A 21,979-nucleotide genomic window follows, 5' to 3' on the forward strand; every position below is an offset into this window, starting at 1 on the left:
GACCCCCGTGCGCCACCAGGCGGGCGGCTTCGCACTGATGGAATCGTGGCAGGGGGCGATAATCAACTGATAAACGGAATTGTTGACGTCCTGTGCCTGGGGCGTTGCGCGGTCCGTACGTCAGACCGCGACCGCGGCCGGGGCGGCCGGACCCCCCAGCAACTGCCGCACGGACTCCGCCTCGGGGGCTCCGAGGGCCGTGAACTCCGCGAGGGCGTCCCGCCAGCAGGCACGGGCCCGGTCGGGCTGCCCCATGCCGTCGAGCGACTTGCCGAGGACGGTGAGCGCGTGCGCCCGCCGCCAGGCACCACCGGTCTCCCGCAGGAGGTTCAGCGACTGCTCGGCGAGGGAGGCCGCCTGCCGGTGCCCACGGGAGGCGAGTTGGACCTCCGCCATCCGGAACAGCGTCATCCCCTCCCACAACTGCTGCCGCGCCGCACGGAAGATGGGAAGCGCCTCGGTGAGGCACGCGTACGCCTCCTCCTCGCGCCGCGCCGCGGTGAGGGCGATCGCCAGGGCGTACAGGCCGTTGCCCAGGCGGAATCCCGCCCGCAGCCCGCGATAGATCGACAGCGCCTCCTCGGCGGCGGCGACGGCGGCCGGGATGTCACCGAGATCGTTCCTGACCCGGGAGAGATTGCTCAGGGCCGCGGCCTCGCCGTGCCGGTTGGCGTCGGCGCGGAAACCGTCGAGGGCGTGCTGGTAGTGGCCGGCCGCGTCCTCGAAGCGCTGACCGTAGGCCGCGATCATGCCCCGCAGGATCGCCGCGTAGCTGCGCGTCAGCGGATCGTCGCAGACGTCGCTGAGGACCAGGGCGTGCCGCGCCTCCTGGTCGGCCTCCGCGAAGTGGCCGGCCAGGCCGAGGAGCTGGCCGAGCAGGACCCGCGCCCGCGCCTCCACCAGCGATTCGCCGCACGCGTGCGCCGTGGTGACGAGGGCGCGGGTGGCCTGCTCGAATTGGCGCGCGTAGATGCCGGACTCCATCAGGTCCTGGGCGGTGAAGAGCAGGTCCACGGCCCGTCGCATCGGGCCCTCGCAGCCGTCGCCCGCGGCCTGCTGGACGGCGGCGAGCAGGCTGGGCGCCTCGTTGAAGAGCCAGTCCAGGCCCTCCTGCCGGGAGGCGAAGACCAGGCCGGGGCGGCCGACCGGGCTGAGGTGGTCCAGGACGCGGTCGCCGGGGTTCTCCAGCTCGTAGGTGCGGGCGGCCGACGCGAGGTAGAAGTCGAGCAGCCGGGACAGGGCCGCGCAGCGGGCCTCCTCGCCCTCGTGGCGTTCGGCGCAGTCGCGCGCGTACAGGCGCAGGAGGTCGTGGAAGCGGTAACGGGCGGGCCCGGCGGACTCGATGAGGCTGATGTCGACCAGGGCCTCCAGCAGTTCCTCCGCGTCGTGGACGTCCATGTCGAGGACGGCCGCGCCCGCCTCCAGCGAGATGTCCGGGCCGTCCGCGAGGGCCAGCAGGCGGAAGACGCGGGCCTGTTGCGGGGTGAGCTGGCCGTAGCCGAGTTCGAAGGTGGCCTTGACGGCGAGGTCGCCGGCCTTGAGTTCGTCCAGGCGGCGGCGCTCGTCGCTGAGCTTGCGGGCGAGGAAGGAGACCGTCCAGGTGCGCCGGGTCGCCAGGCGCGAGGCGGCGATGCGGAGGGCGAGCGGCAGGAAGCCGCAGGCGGCGACGACGTCGAGGGCGGCCTGCCGTTCGCCGGCCACGCGCTCCTCGCCCACGATGCGGGTGAAGAGCTGCAGCGCCTCCTCGGGGCTCATCACGTCGAGGTCGACCAGATGCGCCCCCGCCAGGTCGACCATCCGGGTGCGGCTGGTGATCAGCGCGGCGCAGCCCGGCGTTCCCGGCAGCAGATGGCGGATCTGGGCGGCGTCGTGGGCGTTGTCGAGCAGGGCCAGGACGCGCCGGCCGGCGAGCGTGGAGCGGTAGAGCGCGGCGCGGTCGGCCAGTGCGTCGGGGATGGCGGCGTTGGTGACGCCGAGGGAGCGCAGGAAGGAGGCGAGCACCGTCTCCGGCTCGGCGGGGCGGGGGCCGGTGCCCTGGAGGTCGACGTAGAGCTGCCCGTCGGGGAAGGCTCCCGCGACGGCGTGCGCCACATGGACGGCGAGCGTGGTCTTGCCGACGCCGCCGATGCCGGCGACGGCCGAGACCGCCATGACGCCGCCCTCGGCGGAGGCGCCCGCCAGGCGGTCGCCGAGTTCGCGGACGAAGGCGGCGCGCCCGGTGAAGTCGGCGACGGTGGCCGGGAGCTGGGCCGGGCGCACCGGTTCCGCGGCCGTCTCGGCCTGCGGTACGGGCGGCGGGGCCAGCGCCGGGTCGGCCTCCAGGATGCGCTGGTGGAGTTCGGCGAGCTCGGTGCCGGGGTCGACGCCCAGCTCGTCGTCGAGCAGTCTTCGGGTGTCGGCGAAGACGCCCAGCGCCTCGGCCTGCCGCCCGCCGCGGTACAGGGCCAGCATCAGCAGGGCGCGCGGCCGTTCGCGCAGCGGGTGCTCCGCGGAGAGCACGGTCAGCTCGGACACGGCCTCGGCGTGGCAGCCCGCCTGGAGGTCCAGGTCCAGGCAGGTCTCGGTGATCTGCAGCCGCCATTCCAGCAGCCGGGTGCGCTGGGTCTCCGCGTACGGGCCGGGCAGTCCCGCCAGCGGTTCGCCGTCGAACAGGGCGAGCGCGCACCGCAGTTCGTCCCGGGCCGTCGCCAGGTCGGCGGCGGTGCGGGCCTTCTCGGCGGCGGCGCAGTGCCGTTCGGCGCGGAAGAGGTCGAAGTCGTCGCCGGGACTGAGGAGATAGCCACCGTCGACGGTGGCCAGGGCCTCGGTCCCGAGGGCCTTGCGGAGCCGGAAGGCGTAACTGCGCAGTGCCGCCAGGGCGGTGGGCGGGGGCTCCTCGCCCCACAGGGCGTCGACGAGTTCCTGCGCGGTCGCGGTGCGGCCGCCGCGCAGCAGCAGCGCGCCCAGGAGCGCCCTTTGCTGGGGTGGTCCGGCGGGTACGGGCTGTCCGCCGCGCCAGGCCCGCACCGGGCCGAGGACCGCGAAGCGCAGCGCTCCGCCGGGGTCCGTACCGCTTTGCATGCCTGCCCCCAGGTGCCGACTGCCGTCCGCGAACAGCACGTATATCGATCGTTCATCGCGAACCGGAACAGTGTCCGCAGACGACAGTTCCGGTCTTTCGGATCTGCCGACTGTGCCAGTTTGCCGTGCCGACCTGTTCGCGGTCACCTATGGGTGACTTTCGGAGGGCACGCTCTGAGGGGTTACGGGGAATGTTCGCCGTCTTTTCGCATGATCTGTGCTCATATGCCATTGGCGTAGCCGCCGTTCCTCACGAGGGGGTGAAGGGCCGCCGGTGTGCTCACGCCGCGGACGGGAGCCGGTGAGTGGCGTCCGGGCCGGGATCGGCGGCTCCGTGGTGAGCGTGTACCGCCTGCCGGGCCCCGCGCTGCGCCGCCGCGCGCTGCGGCAGCCCGACGACCGCCCCTATGTGCCGTACGACTGCGACTTCGCCGGTCTCGACCGGCGCGCCCGTGCGGTCGCCGCGGGCCTGGGCCGCCTGCTGCCGCCCGGCAGCCGCGTGCTGCTGGACTACCCCCAGGGCGTGGACCTGGCCGGCGCCTTCTACGGCTGTCTGTACGCGGGCATGGCGGCGGTGCCGCTGGTCGCGGGCGGCCCGGACGGGCCGGGTGCCGTCGCCGAGGCCGTCGAGCGGTGCCGCCCCGCGGCGGTCCTCACGGGGGCCGACGCGTGGACCGCGCTGGCGGTCGACCGCACCCGTACCGAGGTCCTGGAGGCCGACGGCCGCCGCGTGGGCGGGGAACCGGTGCCGCGCCTGGCGCGGGAGTGGCGGCCGGTGGGGGTGCTGCGCACCGCGCCCGCCTACGAGCGGTACGTCGCCGACGGGCTCGGCGGGGGCCGCATGGAACCCGCGCTGCGCCACGGCGACCTCGCGGACGTGGTCGGTGAACTGACCGCCGCCGTGGGAACGGGCACCTCGGAGGACAGCCTCGGCTGGATCGCCTCCGTCCACGGCCTGGAGGAGGCGGTCTGGCGCATGCTGCTGCCCGTCCACGCGCTCCGCCGCCCGAGGCCGCTCGGCCCCGTCTGACGGAGTGGGAGTTCGTCCGCTGTTCGCCCGCAGGTCGAGACGGGCCGAGCGGCCGCCTGATGGGCTGGTCGCGCACAGCGGGAGGAGCGCGGCCGATGGGTCTGATCACCGAGTTGTGGCTGGCCGGCGAGGTTCCGGCCCGCGACGGGCTGTACCGCGCGGACGGCTCCGCGTTCGGTGTGGACCTCGACGGCCCGCGGTTGTCGGCGTTCCGCGTGGGCGATCCCGTCGACCTGGCGGCCCTGCTCGCAGGCGACCCGGGGCTGGTCACGGCCGCAGATCCGCACCCGTACGGCACCGCCGAACTCCCCGACGGCACGGGGTACGTGTGCTGCGGCGACGGCTCGCGCGAGGCGGAGGGCTTCTTCGCCCGGCTGGACTCCGACGGCAACCTGATCTGGGTCGTCGCCCTGGGGCGGTCCCGCCCCTTCGTCCGCGCCGAGGCCGGGACCGGGAACGGGACGGCGAACGGGACCGGCAACGGGACGGTCGACGGGACCGGCAACGCCGCCGGGGGACCGTACGCCACCTTCACCAACGACCTGGGCCACGCCCTCACCGTGGACCTCGCGGCCCCGCCGTTCGCCCCGCGGTGATCCCGGGATGGGCGCCGTGTCCCGGATGAGACGTCCGCACCGTTTTCGTGACACTGCGGGCTTCCGGCCACCCAAAGGCCAACATCAGCTAACGGGTCGGAAATCGACGATTCCCTTCCGCCCGCTACCATGCTGGCGCATGACGGTGCGGAAGGCGCGACGGCGACCTCGATCGATCTTCAGAGCCCTCCCCCGTCCCCTGCCGGGATGGCGGACCATCCGGGGCCGGGTGGCGGTCGTCCTCGCCGTTCCCACCTGCCTGCTGCTGGCCTTCGTCGGACTCGCGGTCGACCTGCGCGCCGAGGACTACAACGACGCCAGCACCACCCGTTCCGAGATCGAACTGTCGCTGCGGCTGCGGTCCCTCGTCCACCAGCTCCAGCTGGAACGCGGACTGACCAACGGCCTGCTGGGCGGTGAGACCCGGTACGGCAAGGAGCTCGTCGCCACCCGCAGGCTCGTCGACGTCCAGCTGCACGACCTGCGCGACCAGGCCGCCGTCGAGGACGTCATCCAGACGCGGCTCGGCCGGCTCGCCGGGACGCGCGCCGACATCGACTCCGACATCGCCGGCCGGGACGCGACGAACACCTTCTACACCTACGCGATCCAGGGCCTGAACGCCGTCGACCCGGCGGCCGGTACCGCCACCCGCGGCGACCGGGAGCTGCGCGAAGGCGTCGCCGCGCTCGAGGCGCTCGCCCAGGCCAAGGAAGCGCTCGCCAACGAACGCAGCTCGCTCAACGGCGTCTTCGCCTACGGTGCCTTCCGCCGGGCCGAGTACCTGGAGTTCATCCAGGAGCGCGCCGAGCGCCTGGCCGCGATCGGCCGCTACCGGCAGGTCGCCACGCCGGAGCAGCGCCTCCTGCTGGACCAGGCCTTCGGCACCACCGCCGCCAACAACACCTTCACCTACGAGCAGCTGGCCGAGCGCGGCGTCGACGGCTCACGCCTGAACGTCGACTCCCGGGCCTGGTGGAACGGCACCGGCGCCCTCAACGACGAGCTGTACGAGGTGCAGCGCTCGGTCGGCGCCGACGTGACCGCCCGCACCAGGACGCTCAGCGACGAGGCCGCCGGCTCGCTCGCCCTCTACGTCACCGTGGGCGTACTCATCCTGGGGATCGTCAGCGCCGCCGCGGCGCTCGCCTCCCGTTCCATCACCCGTCCGCTGGCCGCGCTCGCCGGCGGCGCGGACGAGATCGCGCGCAGGCGGCTCCCCGAGGCCGTCCAGCGCATCCAGCAGGCCCGTACCACGGGCGCGGTCCCGCCGGAATCCGCCGAGCCCGCGGGCGTCCTGGTGCGGCACGGCGCCGCCGAGATCGCCGAGGTCGCCGCCGCCCTGCGCAACGTCGAGCGCACCGCCCTCGACCTGGCGGCGGAACAGGCCCGGCTGCGCGGCAACACCACCGAGTCGCTGGCCAACCTGGGCCGCCGCAACCAGGGCCTCATCCGCCGCCAGCTGGGCCTGATCACCCGGCTGGAGAGCCGGGAGCTCGACCCGGACGAGCTCGCCGAGCTCTTCGAACTGGACCACTTGGCCACCCGCATGCGCCGCAACGCCGAGAGCCTGCTGGTCCTCACCGGGCAGCACACCGCCCGCCCCAACGCCCGCCCGGCGACCGCGCTGGAGGCCGTCCGCTCCGCGGTCGCCCAGGTCGAGCAGTACCGCCGGGTGATGGTCGCCCAGGTCGAACGGGGCAGCCTGCGCGGGCATGTGGTCACCGATGTCGCCCACCTGCTGGCCGAACTCATCGAGAACGGGCTGACCTTCTCCCCGCCCGAGGAGTCCGTCGACGTGCACGGCTGGCGCGACGAGCAGATGGGGGAGTACTGCTTCGCCGTCGTCGACCACGGTGTCGGCATGAGCCCCGCCGACCTCCAGCGGGCCAACGCGCTGCTCGCGGACAGCGGGGACGAGATCTTCCTGTCCGCCCCGACGCGCTTCCTCGGCCACCATGTCGTCGGCCGGCTCGCCCGCCGCCAGGACATCGAGGTACGCCTCTTCGACACCCCTGACGGGGGTGTCTCCGCGCTGGTGATCCTGCCTCCCCGGCTGCTCGCCCCCGACGAGGCGGAGCCGCCGCCCCCGGCGCCCAAGCCCGGGATCTCGACGCTGCTCAACGCCTTCCGGGCCGGGGTCGCCCGCGCCGAGAACGGTTCCCCCTCCGTACCCGCCCGCGGGGCCGTCCCCCAAGCGGTCCCGTACAGAACCAAAGAAGGAACGCCATCGTGACCACCGCCGTCCAGAGCTTCGGCTGGCTCATCTCCGACTTCGTACGGACCACGGACGGTGTCACCGACGCCGTCGCGGTCTCCTCCGACGGCCTGCTGATGGCGGCCTCCGAGCGGCTGACCCGCGACCGCGCGGACCACCTGGCCGCGGTCGTGTCGGGCATCACCTCGCTCGCCCAGAACGCGGCCACCGCGCACGGGTTCCACGGCATGAAGCTGGTCATGATCGAGATGCTGGGCGGCTTCATGATGGTCGGCCGCGTCCGCGACGGCAGCTGCCTCGGTGTGCTCTCCTCCGAGGGATGCGACGTCGGCCTCGTCGGCTACGAGATGTCCGTGCTCGCCGACCGCGCCGGCGAACTGCTCACCCCGGCCCTCGTCACCGAACTCCGCAACGCCCCGGTCGGCACCGCGGGCTGACCCGCCTCCGGCGGACCGCCGTCGTCGCCCGCCCGGTGCGTGAGCCGTGCGGCGTCTTTCCCCTGCCGCGCGCGGGGCCTTAAGGTCGCCCCACATACGGGAGGTGCGACGACGCCATGCGGATCGCCACGACGATCTTCCTGACCGATCAGTCCGTCCCCGCCGTCCGGCTCGCCCGGGAGCTGGAGGAACGCGGCTTCGACGGCCTGTACCTGCCGGAGCACACGCACATCCCGGTCAGCCGGCGCACCCCCGCACCGATGGGCGGGGCCCTGCCGCCGGAGTACGGCCGCACGCTCGACCCGTTCGTCGCTCTCGCCGCGGCCGCGGCCGTCACCCGGCGGCTCCGCGTGGGCACCGGGATCACCCTGGTCGCCCAGCACGATCCCATCGGGCTGGCCAAGCAGGTCGCGAGCCTGGACTTCCTGTCCGGCGGGCGGTTCACCCTCGGCGTCGGCTTCGGCTGGAACGTGGAGGAGGCCGCCGGCCACGGCGTCGACTGGCCCCGCCGCCGCGACCTGGTGCGGGACCGGATGGCGGCGATGCGGGCGCTGTGGGCGCCCGAACCCACCGCCTACCAGGGCGCGTACGCGAGCGTCGAGGCGAGCCACGCCTGGCCCAAGCCGGTCGCCGGCCCCCGCCCGCGCACCCTGGTCGGCGGCGCCGCCGGGCCCGTGCTGTTCCGTCACCTCACCGAGTACGCCGACGGCTGGCTGCCGATCGGCGGCGGCGGGCTCAAGGAGAGCCTGCCGGCGCTGCGCCGGGCGTGGGCCGACGCGGGCCGCGACCCGGCCGGCCCCCTGGTCGTGCCGTACGCGGTCCGCCCGAACGCCGGCAAGCTGGTCTACTTCCGCGACCTGGGGGTGGAGGAGGTCGTGCTGCAACTGCCCTCCGCGGGCACCGCGGACGTGCTGCGCACCCTGGACGACTACGCGCAGTACCTGTGAGCGCTCACAGCAGGCCGGCCAGTTCCTCGCGCAGCCGCCGCCCGGTGCGCGCCCCGACCGCCGACCACACCGGTTCGCCGTCGCGGAAGACCATCAGCGTCGGCACGGACAGGACGCCGTAGGCGCTCTGCGCCGACGGGCTGTGGTCCACGTCCAGCCGGACCACCTTCAGTCGCCCCTCCTCCTCCCGGGCGAGCTCCCGCAGCACGGGCTCGATCTGACGGCACGGCGGGCACCAGTCGGCGCCGAACTCCACCAGCACCGGTACCCCGGCGGCCAGCACCTCGGCGGCGAACGTCGCGTCGGTGGCCTCGGCCAGGTGCCCGGGGCCCGTCTCTGTCGCGGTCATGGCGTACTCCCCTCGCAGGTGAACTCACAACGCGGTGCGGGTGCCGCCGCCGACTCGGCGCGGGCCAACTGCTCGGCGATCCGGCCCCGTGCCTCGGTGAGCCGGGCGACGTACGCGTCCAGTTCCGCGAGCTTGCGCCGGTAGACCTCCAGGGAGGCCGGGCACGCGTCCCCCTCGGGGTGGCCGGCCCGCAGGCAGTCCACGAAGGGGCGGGTGTCCTCCAGTTCGAAGCCGATGTCCCGCAGGAGCTGGATCTGCCGCAGCAGCGTCAGGTCCGCCTCGTCGTAGGCCCGGTAGCCGTTGCCGGTGCGCCGGGCCCGCAGCAGCCCGAGCGATTCGTAGTACCGCAGGGCGCGTGTGGTGGTGCCGGCCCGTTCGGCGAGTTCCCCGATCCGCATGGACCGACCGTAGACCTTGACGCCGACGTGAAGGCCAGCCCGGAAATTCCCGTGCGACGGCAATCGCCCCGGTGATCTACGCGACAGCGCCCGCTGACGGAGTGCGCACCTATGCTCGGAGAATGACGCACACCCCGCCCACCGCCAACAGCATGCGCCGTGCGCTCAAGCGTGCCCGTGACGGCGTCGCCCTCGACACCGCCGAGGCCGCGGTGCTCCTCCAGGCCCGGGGGGACGACCTGGCCGCCCTGATGGAGAGTGCCGCCCGGGTGCGGGACGCGGGGCTGGAGGCGGCGGGGCGCCCGGGCGTCATCACGTACTCCAAGAGCGTGTTCATCCCGCTGACGCGGCTGTGCCGGGACAAGTGCCACTACTGCACGTTCGTCACGGTGCCGGGCAAGCTGCGCCGGGCGGGGCACGGGATGTTCATGTCCCCGGACGAGGTGCTGGAGATCGCCCGCCGCGGAGCCGAACTGGGCTGCAAGGAAGCGCTGATCACGCTCGGGGACAAGCCCGAGGACCGCTGGCCCGAGGCCCGGGAGTGGCTGGACGCGCACGGCTACGACGACACCCTGGCCTATGTGCGGGCCATGTCGATCCGGATCCTGGAGGAGACGGGGCTGCTGCCGCACCTCAACCCCGGCGTCATGAGCTGGACGGACTTCCAGCGGCTGAAGCCGGTGGCCCCGTCGATGGGCATGATGCTGGAGACCACGGCGACCCGGCTGTGGTCCGAGCCCGGCGGCCCGCACTACGGCTCGCCCGACAAGGAACCGGCGGTCCGGCTGCGGGTGCTGGAGGACGCCGGGCGCAGCTCGGTGCCGTTCACCAGCGGGCTGCTGATCGGGATCGGCGAGACGTACGAGGAGCGCGCCGAGTCGCTGTTCGCGCTGCGCCGCGTCGCGCGCTCGTACCACGGCATCCAGGAACTGATCATCCAGAACTTCCGCGCCAAGCCGGACACGGCGATGCGCGGCATGCCGGACGCCGAACTGGACGACCTGGTCGCCACGGTCGCGGTCGCCCGGCACATCATGGGGCCGTCCGCGAACCTGCAGGCCCCGCCCAATCTGGTGGACGCGGAGTACGTGCGGCTCATCGGCGCCGGCATCGACGACTGGGGCGGGGTCTCCCCGCTGACCCCGGACCACGTCAACCCCGAGCGCCCCTGGCCGCGGATCGACGAGCTCGCCGCGCATTCCGCGGCGGCCGGCTTCACGCTGCGCGAACGCCTCTGCGTCTACCCGGAGTTCGTCACCCGCGGTGAGCCGTGGCTCGACCCGCGGCTGCTGCCGCACGTCACCGCGCTGGCCGACCCCGTCACCGGCCTGGCCCGTGAGGACGCCGACGTCACCGGCCGTCCGTGGCAGGAGCCCGACGAGGCCTTCACCGCCACCGGCCGCACCGATCTGCACCGCACCATCGACACCGAGGGCCGCACCGGCGACCGCCGCGACGACTTCGACGAGGTGTACGGCGACTGGGAGGCGCTGCGCGAGCAGGCCGCCCCGGGATTCGTCCCCGACCGCATCGAGGCCGATGTCCGCACCGCGCTGTCGGTGGCCGCCGACGACCCGGCCAGGCTCACCGACGCCGAGGCGCTGGCGCTGTTCCACGCCGACGGGCCGGCGCTGGACGCGCTGGCCCGGATCGCGGACGACGTGCGCCGGGACACCGTGGGCGACGAGGTGACCTATGTCGTCACCCGCAACATCAACTTCACCAATGTCTGCTACACCGGCTGCCGGTTCTGCGCCTTCGCCCAGCGCCGCACGGACGCCGACGCCTACACCCTGTCGCTGTCCCAGGTCGCCGACCGGGCCGAGCAGGCGTGGCAGGTCGGGGCGACCGAGGTGTGCATGCAGGGCGGCATCCACCCCGACCTGCCGGGCACCGCGTACTTCGACATCGCCCGCGCGGTGAAGGAGCGGGTGCCGGGGATGCACGTGCACGCCTTCTCCCCGATGGAGGTCGTCAACGGCGCCACCCGCACCGGGATGTCGATCCCCGAGTGGCTGGCCGCGGCCAAGGAAGCCGGCCTGGACTCCATCCCCGGCACCGCCGCGGAGATCCTCGACGACGAGGTCCGCTGGATCCTGACCAAGGGCAAGCTCCCCACCGCCACCTGGATCGAGGTCGTCAAGGCCGCGCACGCGCTCGGCCTGCGCTCCTCGTCGACCATGATGTACGGGCACGTGGACCAGCCCCACCACTGGCTCGCCCACCTGCGGCTGCTCGCCCGGATCCAGCAGGAGACCGGCGGCTTCACCGAGTTCGTCACCCTGCCCTTCATCCACACCAACGCCCCCGTCTACCTGGCCGGTATCGCCCGGCCGGGCCCCACCGCGCGCGACAACCGCGCGGTGACGGCCATGGCCCGCCTCCTGCTCCACGGCCACATCTCCAACATCCAGACCAGCTGGGTCAAACTCGGCGCGGACGGCGCCGCGGAGATGCTGCGCTCCGGCGCCAACGACCTCGGCGGCACCCTCATGGAGGAGACGATCTCCCGGATGGCGGGGTCGAGTTACGGCTCCTACCGGTCCATCCGCGACCTGGTCGCCATCGCCGAGGCGGCCGGCCGCCCGGCCCGCCAGCGCACCACCACCTACGGAGAGGTCTCCGCCGAACGCATCGCCACCGGCCTCGCCTCCGACGGCCACCTGCCCGAGCTCCTGCCGGTGCTGGGGGACTGACCTCCGGGTCACGTTCCGGGACCGTCCGGTATCTGTCCGGAACGCCGCCACGAGTGACTGGCCACATTCCGTTCACGGCCGGGATCCGGCCTTTCGTGGTCGATTACAGTGCTGGCGGCGGCGGCGAAGGAGGCAGTGGCATGGCCGGGGCGGTATGGGGGCGTGACGAGCAGCAGGACTTCCGCAGCCGGGTCCGCGGCTGCCTGCTCGGGGGCGCGATCGGCGACGCGCTCGGCGCCGGCATCGAGTTCGACTCCCTCGCCGCGATCCGCGGCGCGCACGGTGCGAAGGGCGTGACGGACTACGTCCCCGCCTACGGCCGGCGCGGCGCCGTCACCGACGACACCCAGATGACCCTCTTCACCACCGAGGGTCTGATCCGCGCCCAGGTGCGCCGCGACACCGGCGTGTGGCACCCGCCCACCGACATCCACCGGGCGTACCGGCGCTGGGCCGCCACGCAGAGCGACTGGGGACCCGACGAACGCCGCAAGGACATCGGCTGGCTGGCCCGCGAGGAGTGGCTCTACTCCCGCCGCGCTCCCGGCCGGGCCTGCCTGACCGGGCTCGGCGACGACCGCATGGGGACCCTGGACAAGCCCAAGAACCCCGCCTCCAAGGGGTGCGGCACCGTCATGCGGTCCGCGCCGTTCGGGCTGCTCGTGGGGTGGGAGCCGCAGCTCGTCCTGCAACTCGCCCTGGAATGCGCCGCGCAGACCCACGGCCATCCCACCGGGGTCATGGCGGCCGGCGCCTTCGCGGTGATCGTCCACGGGCTCGCCCGCGGCGAGTCGCTGGACGGCGCGGTGCAGCACACCCTTGCCCTCATCGCCCGGCGCCCGGGGCACGAGGAGACCTCCGCCGCCCTGCGGGCCGCGCTCGGGGCGGTGCGCCAGGGCCTGCCCGACGCCGCGCGGGTGGAGGCCCTAGGTGAGGGCTGGACCGCGGAGGAGGCCCTGGCCATCGGCGTCTACTGCGCGCTGGTGGCCGAGGACGTCCGGCACGGCCTGCTGCTCGCGGTCAACCACTCCGGCGACAGCGACTCCACCGGCTCGGTGTGCGGCAACCTGCTGGGCGTCCAGCACGGGGAGACCGCGCTGCCGCCCGCCTGGCTCGCCGAGCTGGAGGGGCGCGGCACCATCCTCCAGCTCGCGGACGACTTCGCCATGGAGATGACGCAGGCCCCGGCCCTGCACGGGCCGGGGGGCGTCTCGGCGGCGTGGCTGGAGCGCTACCCCGCCGCCTGAGCGCGGACGGGCGGCGGCACCGGGGCGCTCAGGCCGTGGCCGGTGTCTCGGGCACGGCCTCGGCCGCCGCGCCGTCCCCGCTGCCGTCGCCGTCGCCGTCGGAGTTGATCCGGGCCAGCAGGGCGTCCCGCTCGGGGGTGTCCTCGGGCTTGACGTAGCCGATGAGCACGTACAGGACGAGCGAGACGGCCAGCGGTGTCACGATCTGGATCTGCAACTGCACGCCGTCCAGGCCGTAGTTGGTCAGCCAGAAGGCGAACAGCCCGGCCGCCCAGGACACCAGGGCCGCGGTCGGGCCGGACCTGCGGAAGGACCGCAGCAGGCCGAGCATGAACGGGATGGCGATCGGGCCCATGAGGCCGGCCACCCACTTGATGACGACGGTGATGATGTCCTTGAAGGCGGGCGAGTTGACCTGGGTGGCCACCGCCATCGACAGGGCGAGGAACGCCACGGTGGTGACCCGGGCGGCGATCAGGCCCGCCCGCATGTTCCAGGACCGTGCCGCCTTCGACACCGCGGGCGCGATGTCGCGCGTGAAGACGGCGGCGATGGCGTTGGCGTCGGAGGAGCACATGGCCATGGTGTGCGAGAAGAAGCCGACGACGACCAGGCCCAGCAGGCCGTGCGGCAGCAACTGCTCGGTCAGCAGCGCGTAGGAGTCGGAGGCGTCCGGCTTCTGCGCCTGCACCAGCAACGGGGCGACCCACATCGGGAAGAAGAGGACCAGCGGCCAGAGGAACCACAGCAGGGCCGACAGCCGGGCCGAGCGGGTGGCCTCGCGGGGGGTGGCGGTGGCCATGTAGCGCTGGGCCTGGTTCCACATGCCGCCGTTGTACTCGAAGGTCTTGATGAACAGGTAGGCCAGCAGGAACGTCACCGTGTACGGACCGGCGGTCGGGGCGGTGTGGTTGTCGGGCAGCTTGTCCCACACGGTCCACAGCCCGCTGATGCCGCCGATCTTGCCCAGCACCGCCACCAGCATGGCCAGGCCCGCGAGCAGCTGGATGACGAACTGCCCCAGCTCCGTGAGGGCGTCCGCCCACAGCCCGCCGACCGTGCAGTAGACGGCGGTGACGGCGCCGGTGATCAGGATGCCCTGGTTGAGGGAGACACCGGTGAAGACCGACAGCAAGGTGGCGATGGCCGCCCACTTGGCGCCGACGTCCACGATCTTCAGCAGGACGCCGGAGACGGCGAGGGCCTGCTGCGTGGGCACGTTGTAGCGGTTCTTCAGGTACTCCAGCGGAGAGGCCACATGGAGCCGGGAGCGCAGCCGGTTGAGCCGCGGCGCGAAGAGGTTCGCGCCGATGGCGATGCCGATGGCGATCGGGAAGCACCAGGTCACGTACGAGGTGACGCCGTAGGTGTACGCGATGCCGGCGTAGCCGGTGAACATGACCGCGCTGTAGCCGGACATGTGGTGCGAGATGCCGGAGAGCCACCACGGCATGCGGCCGCCGGCGGTGAAGTAGTCGCCGACGTCGTCGACACGCTTGTGGGACCACAGGCCGATACCGACCATCACGCCGAAGTACGCGACCAGTACGGCCCAGTCGAGACTGTTCATGCCTTGTTGCCCCCTTCAGGGGTCCGCCTTGTGAACGGGTGCGTACTTCGCCGGTACGTCCGTCGCGGGGCGGCGCCCCAGATTGAACCGCGCGGTGGGGGCATGGTCAAGACCAGTCGCGTTCAGAAGTATGAACAGCGATCAGATGGAAGAATTGTTTTACCTGTTCTTGACCTTACTTGACGTTGTCGTGAACACGCCGGGCAGCCCACGATGGGCGGGTACTTCGCCGGAACGACCCGTTGTTCTCCCCTGGATGTCAACACATCGGTCCAGCCCGCGTTCACCGGCGGGGACCGTCCGCACAGGGCCCGGGACAGCAGTGAGCCCCCTCGGCCAGGACGGCGTGCCGGTCGAGAGGGCTCGTGCGGGTACTGCGGTGGCGCTCAGTCCAGGTCGAAGGCGCCACGGCTCACGTCCGTGACGAACGCCGACCAGGCGTCGGGGGCGAAACCGAGGGTGGGGCCGTCGGGGTCCTTGGAGTCGCGGACATCGACAAGAGAGAGGTCACGGGACGCGACCTCGACGCAGGCCCCGTTCCCCTGGGAGCGCGAGGACTTGACCCACGCCTTGGTGTTTCCGAGCTGAATAGCCATGATCGCTCCGAGCTTTCTCAATCGTGCAGCTCTGACGTGATCGAAGCTACTCGCCAACATCACTGGCCACAGCCGCTGTTACCTCCAACGGGTGGCATATTCCAAGTTCGCCTTCCGTCTTGCGGTGGTGCGGGTGTACGCTCCTGGGCCGCCGGTTCTCACCACCGGAAGTGCGGCGCACCGTCAGCGCGCGTACTCCTTCGCGGCGTCCGCGATGAACACCCGGCTCGCCTCGGCGCTCAGCGCCTGCGCCCTCAAGTGCTCGTACATGACGCTGTAGCCGTGCACGTCGGTCGGCTTCTCCAGGTAGAGGTCACTGGTGACGCCCTCGATGTACACCACGCTGGAGTCGGTCGCGTCGGCGAACTCCAGGATCGCGAAGTTGCCCGACATGCCCGGGTGGGCGCCGGCCTCGTACGGCAGCACCTGCACGGTCACGTGCGCCTGCGTGCTCATCTGGGCCAGGTACTCCAGCTGTTCGCGCATGACGTCCCGGCTGCCGACGACGCGGCGCAGCGCCGACTCGTCCATGACCACCCAGAAGCGCAGCGGGAGGTCCGGGTCCGTGACGCGCTCCTGGCGGCGCAGCCGGATCTCGATCCGCTTCTCGATCTGCTCGGGGGTGGCCTCCGGGAGGGTGCCCTCGATGACGGCGGCCGCGTAGTTCCGGGTCTGCAACAGGCCGGGAACCACCAGGGAGTCGTACACGCGCAGCGACTCGGCCTCGGTCTCCAGGCCGATGTAGACGCTGTACGGGACGTCGCCGAAGGCGTGCCACCAGCCCTGCTGGCGTGACTCGCGGGCCATGTTCATCAGGGAGTCGACCAGCCGGGCGTCGTCGACCCCGTACACCCCGCACAGGTCGCGGACGTCGCGCTGGCTGATGCTGCGGCGGCCGTTCTCCAGCCGACTGATCTTCGACTGCGAGACGAGCAGCCGGGCCGCGACCTCCTCGGCCGTCATCCCCTTCTGTTCGCGCAACTTGCGCAGTTCCGACCCGAGTCGGCGACGCCTGACGGTGGGATTGACGTTGGCGGCCACGGGATGCGCACCTCCGGTTGCGAGCGGCTGCGTGTTCTGCGCTGATGTCCGCAGACACGTGCACGTGAGCTGACGTGTACTGCTGGTCAGCAGACTGCCACTATCGGTCATCCCACCGCTGGGAAATGGTCGTATGCTGCGCTCTTCAAAAGAGCCGACAAACGGCAGCGGCGCGCGGGACGAGGACCGGCGAACCGGTTCCTCGTCCCGCGCGCCGCTGCGCACCTGGCCGTGCTTGCTGTCGCCGGTGCCGGGGCCCTGACCCCGGCACCGCGGTTCAGCGGGCGCCCGCCCGCACCATGCCGTGGCCCGTCGCCCGGTCCGGTGCGGGGCGCCCCTGGGCGGGGGCGCGTTTGGGCGGTGCGGCGGCACCGTTCTGCACATCCATCACGGCGTGCGCGACGAGGCCGCCCATGGGGTCGTACCGGATCAGGTCACGCAGACGCGATCGCGAGGACCGGCCCTCGTTGCCCGGGTACAGATGCTTGCCGAGGCCCACCGCATGGGCGATCGCGGCGAGGGCGGCGGTCCGCGGGTCCGGTGGCACACCGGTGCGGATCGCGCTGTCCAGCCGGGCCCTGATCTCCCGGCTGACCTCGCTGTCGGTCGCCTGATAGCGCGTGGTCGGCAGCACCCCGCACATCTGGCCCGGAACGGCATGCACCATGCCGCACCGCTCCAGGTGCACGAGATACGTCTGGCGCAGCCCCAGGCGGGGCCCGCCGATCCAGTGGACGGCGCGCACCGGGCTGCCGCGTCGGCGCAGCAGTTCGAGCGCGGAGTCCAGGGTCGGATCTCCTGTCGGCCGTGGGTGCACCACGGCGATACGATCCCCGTCAGGGGCTATTCGTCCGGCCAGACACAGCTCCACTAGCTGTGCCCCGGCAAGACCGAGGTCAAGAGACTGCGGCTGCGCCGTGGTACCCGTGGCCGGGTCCAGGGCGAGCAGCAACAGCTCCTCCGGAAGTGTTCTGCGGCTCCTGCCCATCCATGCCTCCCCGCGTGGATGAATGACAGGGTGACGCCTCTCACACCGGCCTGTCGAGAGCGCCTTGCCCGTTCGTGCGGGAACCGACTCATATGTCGTTTGCGTCTTGGACCGGGGCGGCGCCGTCGTGGGGACGGCCGAGGTGTCCCGTCGGCGGGTCCCGAGGAGGCTGTTCTGCCGGGGCCCGGGAATTGGTGTATGGGTGAGCGGGGCGCCGCTGCGGCGCTCCGCACGACGTGTGGAGGAGGTCTGCGTGGCGGGCGAGTCCCCCGGCAGGGCGGATCAGCAGGAGTCGTCCGGGGAGGCGACCGGGCGCGGGGCGGTGGATCCCCGGCTCGCGGTCTTCCGAGGGGAGCCTGCGGAAACGTCTCCGGACGCACCGGAGTCCGCGCCGGAGCCGCCCGCGGCGGCCGGGGCGGATGCGGCGGCGGAACCGGAGCGGCGTAGTCCCGGTACGCCGGACGGCGGAGCGGACCCGGACGATGTGCCGGACGGGACTGCGCCGGACGCCGAGGACACCTCTCCGGAGGACGACGGGGGGAACCCCGGCGAATCCGGTACCGACGCCGCAGGCGCTGCGGCGGCCGTGCCCGCCGATGCCCGCTCCGGGCAGGACGACCGCGACGACCGGGACGACGCGACCGGCTCCGGCTCCGGACCGGCGGCCGACGCCCCCGAGGAAGCCCCTGAGGGCGCCGCAGCGGAAGCGGAAGCCGCCGGGGGCCCCGGCGGGCCGGACGACGCGCCCGAGGCCGCCACAGCGGCGCCTGAGGAGCCCGCGGGCGAAGCGGAACGCCCCGGGGACGCGGACCGCGCGGCTGCCACGGGCGGCCCGGAGGGTTCTGACGCCCCGGAGGGTTCCGGCGGACCGGACGGGACGGCCGCCGGAGCGGACCCGGACGGCGGTGCGGAAGAGCCCGTGGCCGCGGAAGTGGCCGAGGAGGGCGACGAGGACGGCCCCGGCGACACGGGCGACACCGGCGGCACTGACGACACCGGCGAGGCCGCGGCCTCCGCCGGGGGCGACGACTCCGGCGACCCGTCCCAGGTGACCCCCCGCCATGTCAACAGCTCAGGGAGCTGGTTCGGGGGCCCCGGCGCGGGTCCGCGGACCGGCGAGGGCACCATGACGCTGCGTGCGCCGCGCGCGGACGGCGCGGACGTCCCGCCCCGCGAGGGAACGCTCACCCTCAGGGCGCCGGGCGCCCCGGCCGCCGCGCCGGAGAAGGGCAGGACGGGCGGCACCGGCGGTACCGACGGCTCCGGCACGGCCGGGAAGGCCGTCGCACGCCCCGCCGCCTCCGCTCCCGTGGCGACGCCCGCCCGGCCGGGCGGAACGTTTGTCCCGCTCGTCGGCGACGACCGCCCGGCCGCCGAGGACCTGGGCTCGCGCACCAAGCAGATGCCGCTCCCGCCCGAGCCGGACGAACCCCTCAAGCTGCTGGCGGAGCTGACCAACACCCCGCCGCCGGTGCAGACCCCGCTGCGCACCACCGTGCGCCGGGTGAAGATCTGGACGCCGGTGGTGGTGCTGCTGGCGGTGGTCTTCGTCCTGGTGCAGGCGCTGCGCCCGCTGCCCGCGCCCGTGCTGACCCTGACGGCGAAGTCGTCGTACACCTTCGAGGGCGACGAGCTCTCGCTGCCGTGGCCGCCGCAGGGCCAGGCCGTGGTCGAGGCCGAGGGCCTGGGCCGGCTGGGCGCGTTCGGCGAGGAGAAGTCCGTGCCGATCGCCAGCGTCGCGAAGGTCATGACGACCTATGTGATCCTGCGCGACCACCCGATCAAGAAGGGCGGCGACGGCGAGACGGTCCCGGTCGACAAGACGGCCGAGGAGCAGTTCGTCAGCGGCCAGGCGGAGCAGGAGTCCGTGGTCAAGGTGACTGCCGGGCAGAAGCTCACCGAGTACGAGGCGCTGGAGGCGGTCATGCTGCCGTCGGCGAACAACGTCGCGCGCCTGCTGGCCCGCTGGGACGCCGGCTCGGAGAAGGCGTTCGTGAAGAAGATGAACGCCGCCGCCCAGGAACTCGGGATGAAGAACACCCACTACACCGACCCCAGCGGCCTGGACGCGACCACCGTCAGCACGGCGAGCGACCAGGTGAAGCTGGGTCATGCCGCCATGAAGAACCCGGTGTTCGCGGAGATCGCCACCAAGATCGAGTACACGGACATCAACGGCGACAAGCAGAAGAACTACAACCAGCTCGCCGGCTACGACAACGTCGTCGGCATCAAGACCGGCACCAGCACCAAGGCCGGCGGCAATCTGCTCTTCGCGGCGGTCCGTGAGATCGGCGGCACGAAGCAGCTGGTCATCGGCGCGATGCTGGGGCAGCACAAGGCACCCATCATCGACACCGTGCTGAACCGCAGCAGCACCCTGCTGCAGGCCGCCCTGTCCACCCTCGCCTCGGACACCGTGATCAAGAAGGGCGACGTCGTCGGCTACATCGACGACGGCCTCGGCGGCCGGACGCGCGTCGTGGCCACCAAGGACGTCACCGCGATCGGCTGGACCGGGCTGAAGGTCGACATCTCGGTCGTCGCCGCCAAGGGCGGCGTCCCGCACAACGCGCCGGCCGGAACCACGATCGGCACCCTCACCGTCGGCAACGGCGACAGCAGCATCAAGGTCCCGGTCGCACTCGAACGCGACCTGACCCAGCCGTCCTTCGGCTCGAAGCTCACCCGCCTCGGCTGACGGCGCGCCCGCGAAGGCGGGCCGGCCGGACCGCTAGACGTGGTCCAGCCGGCCCGCCTTCGCCTCTTCCACCAGCGAACGGAACTGGTCGGAACTCATCCGCACGCGCTGCCCGAAGTCGTCGGTCATCACGACCCTCTGCTCGGGCGGCGCGCTCTCGTCCACGTACAGGGTGGGACAGCCGCAGTCGCAACTGCCGCAGAACACCGCCACCTGTTCCATGGGTTCACCTCCACTGTCAGCTCTGCGTACCGAACGTCAGGTGCGGCATACCCAGGGTGACGGCGGTTCAGGCCGACAGTTCGCGTTCCATCGGTGTCCGGAAGCGGGGCGTGACGCGGGTGCCGCCCAGCCAGCCGCGCAGCCGGGCCGCCTCCGCATCGATCGCCGCGGCCGCCTCGCGGCCGGGGTCGGTGAACAGGCGGTGCGCCACGCCGCCGTCCGCGCGCTGGGCCCAGCCGCCCACCACCCGGCCGTTCCACCACACCGTGGGGCCGATGTTGCCCGAGCGGTCGAAGAGCGCGGCACGGTCCGCGGGATCCTCCGGCAGGTACCAGTCGCGCCCCCGCCAGCCCATCGGCGTCGGGTCGAGCGCGGGCAGCAGCGCCGCCCACGGCCCGGGGTCGGGCTCCGACGCGGTGTCCTGCGGCAGCAGGTAGCCGGCGCCCTCCGCCAGTCCGACGGGCTCCGCGCCGACCGCGGCCAGCGCCGCGCGGACCTCGGTGAGCGTCCACCCCGTCCACCACTTCAGATCGGCCTCGGTGCCCGGCCCGTACGCCGCCAGCCAGCGCCGCACCAGTTCCGCCCGCGCCTCGCCGGCGGGGGTCGGCACGGGTACCGCGCCGGCCGCCCAGCGGTACTGACTGCTCGTCCAGCCGCCCACCGGGCGCCGCCGTACGATCCGGCCCTCGGCGGCCAGCACGCGCAGGATGCGGCTCGACACGTTCTGCGTCGCCTCGTACGGCTTGCCACGGGCGGCCACCACCTGCTCGCGCAGGCGCGGGACCCGCTGGGCCAGTTCCGCCGCCGTGGACTCCGCGCCCCCGGCGAGGGCGGCCAGGACGGCGTCCTCGACCTCCGCCAGCCACCGTTCGTCCCAGCCGCCGCCCTCGGCGAGCCAGGCCGTCAGCTTCCGGCGCTCGGCCGCGGCGATCGCGTGCGCCGCCGCCGCGTGGACGAGGGGCCGGGCGTCCGCCGTGACCACGAACATCGTCCGGCGCATCGCGAGCAGCCGGGTCAGGCTGCGCTCCTCGTACAGGGCGTGGTCGATCGCCGCCGCGTCCGGGACGCGCATCCGGGCCGCGGCGGACAGGTAGACCGTCGCCGGGTCCGTGCCGTGCAGGGCGACCAGCGACTCAGCGGCCTCCTCCGGCCGCTCCGAGCGCCCGTCGGCGGTCAGCCGCTGCCGCGCCGCCATCCGGTGCCGCCGCTCCTCCGCCCCGACCTCGCGCCGCGCGCCCATGGCCCACCCCCGTCGTGTCCCGCGGCGTCCGGGCGGGCGCCACGGGGTCATCGTGGCACGGGGCACCGACAACGCCGCCGCGCGGTGTGACGCAGGTCACATCGCTTCGCCGTAAGTCGTCCCCCAACCCGCGTAAGACACGGGGTGGTTGACGCTCTCATCCCCCGACGGAAGGCACACCGGACCCGGCACGGCACCCCCGGAGGACCCAGCCATGCTCACCGACATCGACCACATCGTCCAGGCCCGCCTGCACACCCCGAAGTCCGGGCCGGAGGGCCACGAGATCACGGCGACCCTGCGCTACCACCGCGACGACCCGCTGGCGGCGCGCATGGCCTTCCCGCCCTCGGTGTCGCTCGACGGCGCCGAGGTGACCTGGGTCTTCGCCCGCGGCCTGCTCACAACGGGGCTCTACGAACCGGCCGGCGAGGGCGACGTCCACGTCCGCCCCGCCGGCCCGGACCGCACGGTGCTGGAGTTCCGCGCCCCCGCGGGCGTCGCCCTCGTCGAGGTCGCCACCACCGACCTGCGGATCTTCCTGGCCCGGGTCTACGAGGCCGTCCCGCCCGGCCACGAGTTCCGCGGCGTCGACATGGACGCCGTGATCGCCTCGCTCCTCGGGGAGGAGTGAGGCGACCGC

Annotated in this window: 18 protein-coding genes; 9 read left to right on the forward strand and 9 right to left on the reverse strand. The window is 73.1% G+C overall.

What is annotated here, in order from left to right; translation table 11 throughout:
* Positions 1–120: 120 nt before the first annotated feature.
* Positions 121–3,060: a BTAD domain-containing putative transcriptional regulator gene (locus ABZ883_RS04315; protein WP_360901174.1), complete on the reverse strand. Its 2,940-nt coding sequence runs from the start codon at positions 3,058–3,060 to the stop codon at positions 121–123.
* A gap of 301 nt (positions 3,061–3,361) precedes the next feature.
* On the opposite strand from ABZ883_RS04315, the gene ABZ883_RS04320 reads away from it, so the two are divergent.
* From ABZ883_RS04320 to ABZ883_RS04340, 5 genes are all read left to right on the forward strand, one after another.
* A complete protein-coding gene (locus ABZ883_RS04320) occupies positions 3,362–4,090 on the forward strand; it encodes an AMP-binding protein (RefSeq protein WP_360901177.1) in 729 nt (242 codons plus the stop codon).
* A 95-nt stretch (positions 4,091–4,185) separates the two neighbouring features.
* Entirely contained in the window at positions 4,186–4,686 is a 501-nt protein-coding gene (locus ABZ883_RS04325) for a hypothetical protein (protein ID WP_360901180.1), read from the forward strand.
* A 229-nt stretch (positions 4,687–4,915) separates the two neighbouring features.
* Positions 4,916–6,922, forward strand: a complete 2,007-nt coding sequence (locus tag ABZ883_RS04330; protein WP_360901183.1) for a nitrate- and nitrite sensing domain-containing protein — start codon at positions 4,916–4,918, stop codon at positions 6,920–6,922.
* Positions 6,919–7,341, forward strand: a complete 423-nt coding sequence (locus ABZ883_RS04335; RefSeq protein ID WP_360901185.1) for a roadblock/LC7 domain-containing protein — start codon at positions 6,919–6,921, stop codon at positions 7,339–7,341. The genes ABZ883_RS04330 and ABZ883_RS04335 overlap by 4 nt, the downstream gene beginning before the upstream one ends.
* 116 nt (positions 7,342–7,457) lie before the next feature.
* Complete coding sequence (locus ABZ883_RS04340; protein WP_360901188.1) at positions 7,458–8,288, forward strand: TIGR03619 family F420-dependent LLM class oxidoreductase; 831 nt, start codon at positions 7,458–7,460, stop codon at positions 8,286–8,288.
* A gap of 4 nt (positions 8,289–8,292) precedes the next feature.
* On the opposite strand, the gene ABZ883_RS04345 is transcribed toward ABZ883_RS04340, so the two are convergent.
* Together ABZ883_RS04345 and ABZ883_RS04350 are read right to left on the reverse strand one after the other, a co-directional pair.
* Positions 8,293–8,637, reverse strand: a complete 345-nt coding sequence (locus tag ABZ883_RS04345) for a thioredoxin family protein (RefSeq protein ID WP_360901191.1) — start codon at positions 8,635–8,637, stop codon at positions 8,293–8,295.
* Positions 8,634–9,035: a MerR family transcriptional regulator gene (locus ABZ883_RS04350; RefSeq protein WP_360901194.1), complete on the reverse strand. Its 402-nt coding sequence runs from the start codon at positions 9,033–9,035 to the stop codon at positions 8,634–8,636. Before ABZ883_RS04350 ends, ABZ883_RS04345 begins: the two co-directional genes overlap by 4 nt.
* Positions 9,036–9,157: 122 nt before the next feature.
* On the opposite strand from ABZ883_RS04350, the gene ABZ883_RS04355 reads away from it, so the two are divergent.
* Both ABZ883_RS04355 and ABZ883_RS04360 read left to right on the forward strand, forming a co-directional pair.
* Positions 9,158–11,731 carry a bifunctional FO biosynthesis protein CofGH gene (locus ABZ883_RS04355; RefSeq protein ID WP_360901197.1) on the forward strand — a complete coding sequence of 858 codons (2,574 nt, stop codon included), beginning with the start codon at positions 9,158–9,160 and terminating at the stop codon, positions 11,729–11,731.
* A 140-nt stretch (positions 11,732–11,871) separates the two neighbouring features.
* Positions 11,872–12,978 carry an ADP-ribosylglycohydrolase family protein gene (locus tag ABZ883_RS04360; protein WP_360901200.1) on the forward strand — a complete coding sequence of 369 codons (1,107 nt, stop codon included), beginning with the start codon at positions 11,872–11,874 and terminating at the stop codon, positions 12,976–12,978.
* Between the two features lie 28 nt (positions 12,979–13,006).
* On the opposite strand, the gene ABZ883_RS04365 is transcribed toward ABZ883_RS04360, so the two are convergent.
* From ABZ883_RS04365 to ABZ883_RS04380, 4 genes are all read right to left on the reverse strand, one after another.
* Entirely contained in the window at positions 13,007–14,548 is a 1,542-nt protein-coding gene (locus ABZ883_RS04365; RefSeq protein WP_360901203.1) for a sodium:solute symporter family protein, read from the reverse strand.
* A 386-nt stretch (positions 14,549–14,934) separates the two neighbouring features.
* Positions 14,935–15,144 (reverse strand): DUF397 domain-containing protein, encoded by a 210-nt coding sequence (locus ABZ883_RS04370; protein WP_360901206.1) that lies wholly within the window; start codon positions 15,142–15,144, stop codon positions 14,935–14,937.
* A 183-nt stretch (positions 15,145–15,327) separates the two neighbouring features.
* Positions 15,328–16,185 carry a helix-turn-helix transcriptional regulator gene (locus ABZ883_RS04375; RefSeq protein ID WP_360901209.1) on the reverse strand — a complete coding sequence of 286 codons (858 nt, stop codon included), beginning with the start codon at positions 16,183–16,185 and terminating at the stop codon, positions 15,328–15,330.
* Between the two features lie 277 nt (positions 16,186–16,462).
* A complete protein-coding gene (locus ABZ883_RS04380; RefSeq protein ID WP_360901211.1) occupies positions 16,463–17,173 on the reverse strand; it encodes a GPP34 family phosphoprotein in 711 nt (236 codons plus the stop codon).
* A 484-nt stretch (positions 17,174–17,657) separates the two neighbouring features.
* Here ABZ883_RS04380 and ABZ883_RS04385 point away from each other — a divergent pair, with 484 nt between their 5' ends.
* The gene (locus tag ABZ883_RS04385) at positions 17,658–19,874 is read left to right on the forward strand and encodes a D-alanyl-D-alanine carboxypeptidase (protein ID WP_360901214.1); all 2,217 of its coding nucleotides are present in this window, start codon (positions 17,658–17,660) and stop codon (positions 19,872–19,874) included.
* 33 nt (positions 19,875–19,907) lie between these two features.
* On the opposite strand, the gene ABZ883_RS04390 is transcribed toward ABZ883_RS04385, so the two are convergent.
* Both ABZ883_RS04390 and ABZ883_RS04395 read right to left on the reverse strand, forming a co-directional pair.
* Entirely contained in the window at positions 19,908–20,096 is a 189-nt protein-coding gene (locus ABZ883_RS04390) for a hypothetical protein (RefSeq protein ID WP_360901217.1), read from the reverse strand.
* A gap of 67 nt (positions 20,097–20,163) precedes the next feature.
* Positions 20,164–21,336 (reverse strand): winged helix DNA-binding domain-containing protein, encoded by a 1,173-nt coding sequence (locus ABZ883_RS04395; protein WP_360901220.1) that lies wholly within the window; start codon positions 21,334–21,336, stop codon positions 20,164–20,166.
* A gap of 214 nt (positions 21,337–21,550) precedes the next feature.
* On the opposite strand from ABZ883_RS04395, the gene ABZ883_RS04400 reads away from it, so the two are divergent.
* A complete protein-coding gene (locus ABZ883_RS04400; protein ID WP_360901223.1) occupies positions 21,551–21,970 on the forward strand; it encodes an SsgA family sporulation/cell division regulator in 420 nt (139 codons plus the stop codon).
* Positions 21,971–21,979: the final 9 nt, after the last annotated feature.

This window comes from Streptomyces sp. NPDC046977, assembly GCF_040644455.1.
Taxonomy (GTDB): Bacteria; Actinomycetota; Actinomycetes; order Streptomycetales; family Streptomycetaceae; genus Actinacidiphila.

Excerpts from the sequence above, each read along its gene's own strand:
- ABZ883_RS04315 (WP_360901174.1), bottom strand. The coding sequence starts at position 3,060 with ATGCAAAGCGGTACGGACCCCGGCGGAGCGCTGCGCTTCGCGGTCCTC.
- ABZ883_RS04325 (WP_360901180.1), top strand. The coding sequence starts at position 4,186 with ATGGGTCTGATCACCGAGTTGTGGCTGGCCGGCGAGGTTCCGGCCCGC.
- ABZ883_RS04340 (WP_360901188.1), top strand. The coding sequence starts at position 7,458 with ATGCGGATCGCCACGACGATCTTCCTGACCGATCAGTCCGTCCCCGCC.
- ABZ883_RS04345 (WP_360901191.1), bottom strand. The coding sequence starts at position 8,637 with ATGACCGCGACAGAGACGGGCCCCGGGCACCTGGCCGAGGCCACCGAC.
- ABZ883_RS04350 (WP_360901194.1), bottom strand. The coding sequence starts at position 9,035 with ATGCGGATCGGGGAACTCGCCGAACGGGCCGGCACCACCACACGCGCC.
- ABZ883_RS04355 (WP_360901197.1), top strand. The coding sequence starts at position 9,158 with ATGACGCACACCCCGCCCACCGCCAACAGCATGCGCCGTGCGCTCAAG.
- ABZ883_RS04360 (WP_360901200.1), top strand. The coding sequence starts at position 11,872 with ATGGCCGGGGCGGTATGGGGGCGTGACGAGCAGCAGGACTTCCGCAGC.
- ABZ883_RS04365 (WP_360901203.1), bottom strand. The coding sequence starts at position 14,548 with ATGAACAGTCTCGACTGGGCCGTACTGGTCGCGTACTTCGGCGTGATG.
- ABZ883_RS04370 (WP_360901206.1), bottom strand. The coding sequence starts at position 15,144 with ATGGCTATTCAGCTCGGAAACACCAAGGCGTGGGTCAAGTCCTCGCGC.
- ABZ883_RS04380 (WP_360901211.1), bottom strand. The coding sequence starts at position 17,173 with ATGGGCAGGAGCCGCAGAACACTTCCGGAGGAGCTGTTGCTGCTCGCC.
- ABZ883_RS04390 (WP_360901217.1), bottom strand. The coding sequence starts at position 20,096 with ATGGAACAGGTGGCGGTGTTCTGCGGCAGTTGCGACTGCGGCTGTCCC.
- ABZ883_RS04395 (WP_360901220.1), bottom strand. The coding sequence starts at position 21,336 with ATGGGCGCGCGGCGCGAGGTCGGGGCGGAGGAGCGGCGGCACCGGATG.
- ABZ883_RS04400 (WP_360901223.1), top strand. The coding sequence starts at position 21,551 with ATGCTCACCGACATCGACCACATCGTCCAGGCCCGCCTGCACACCCCG.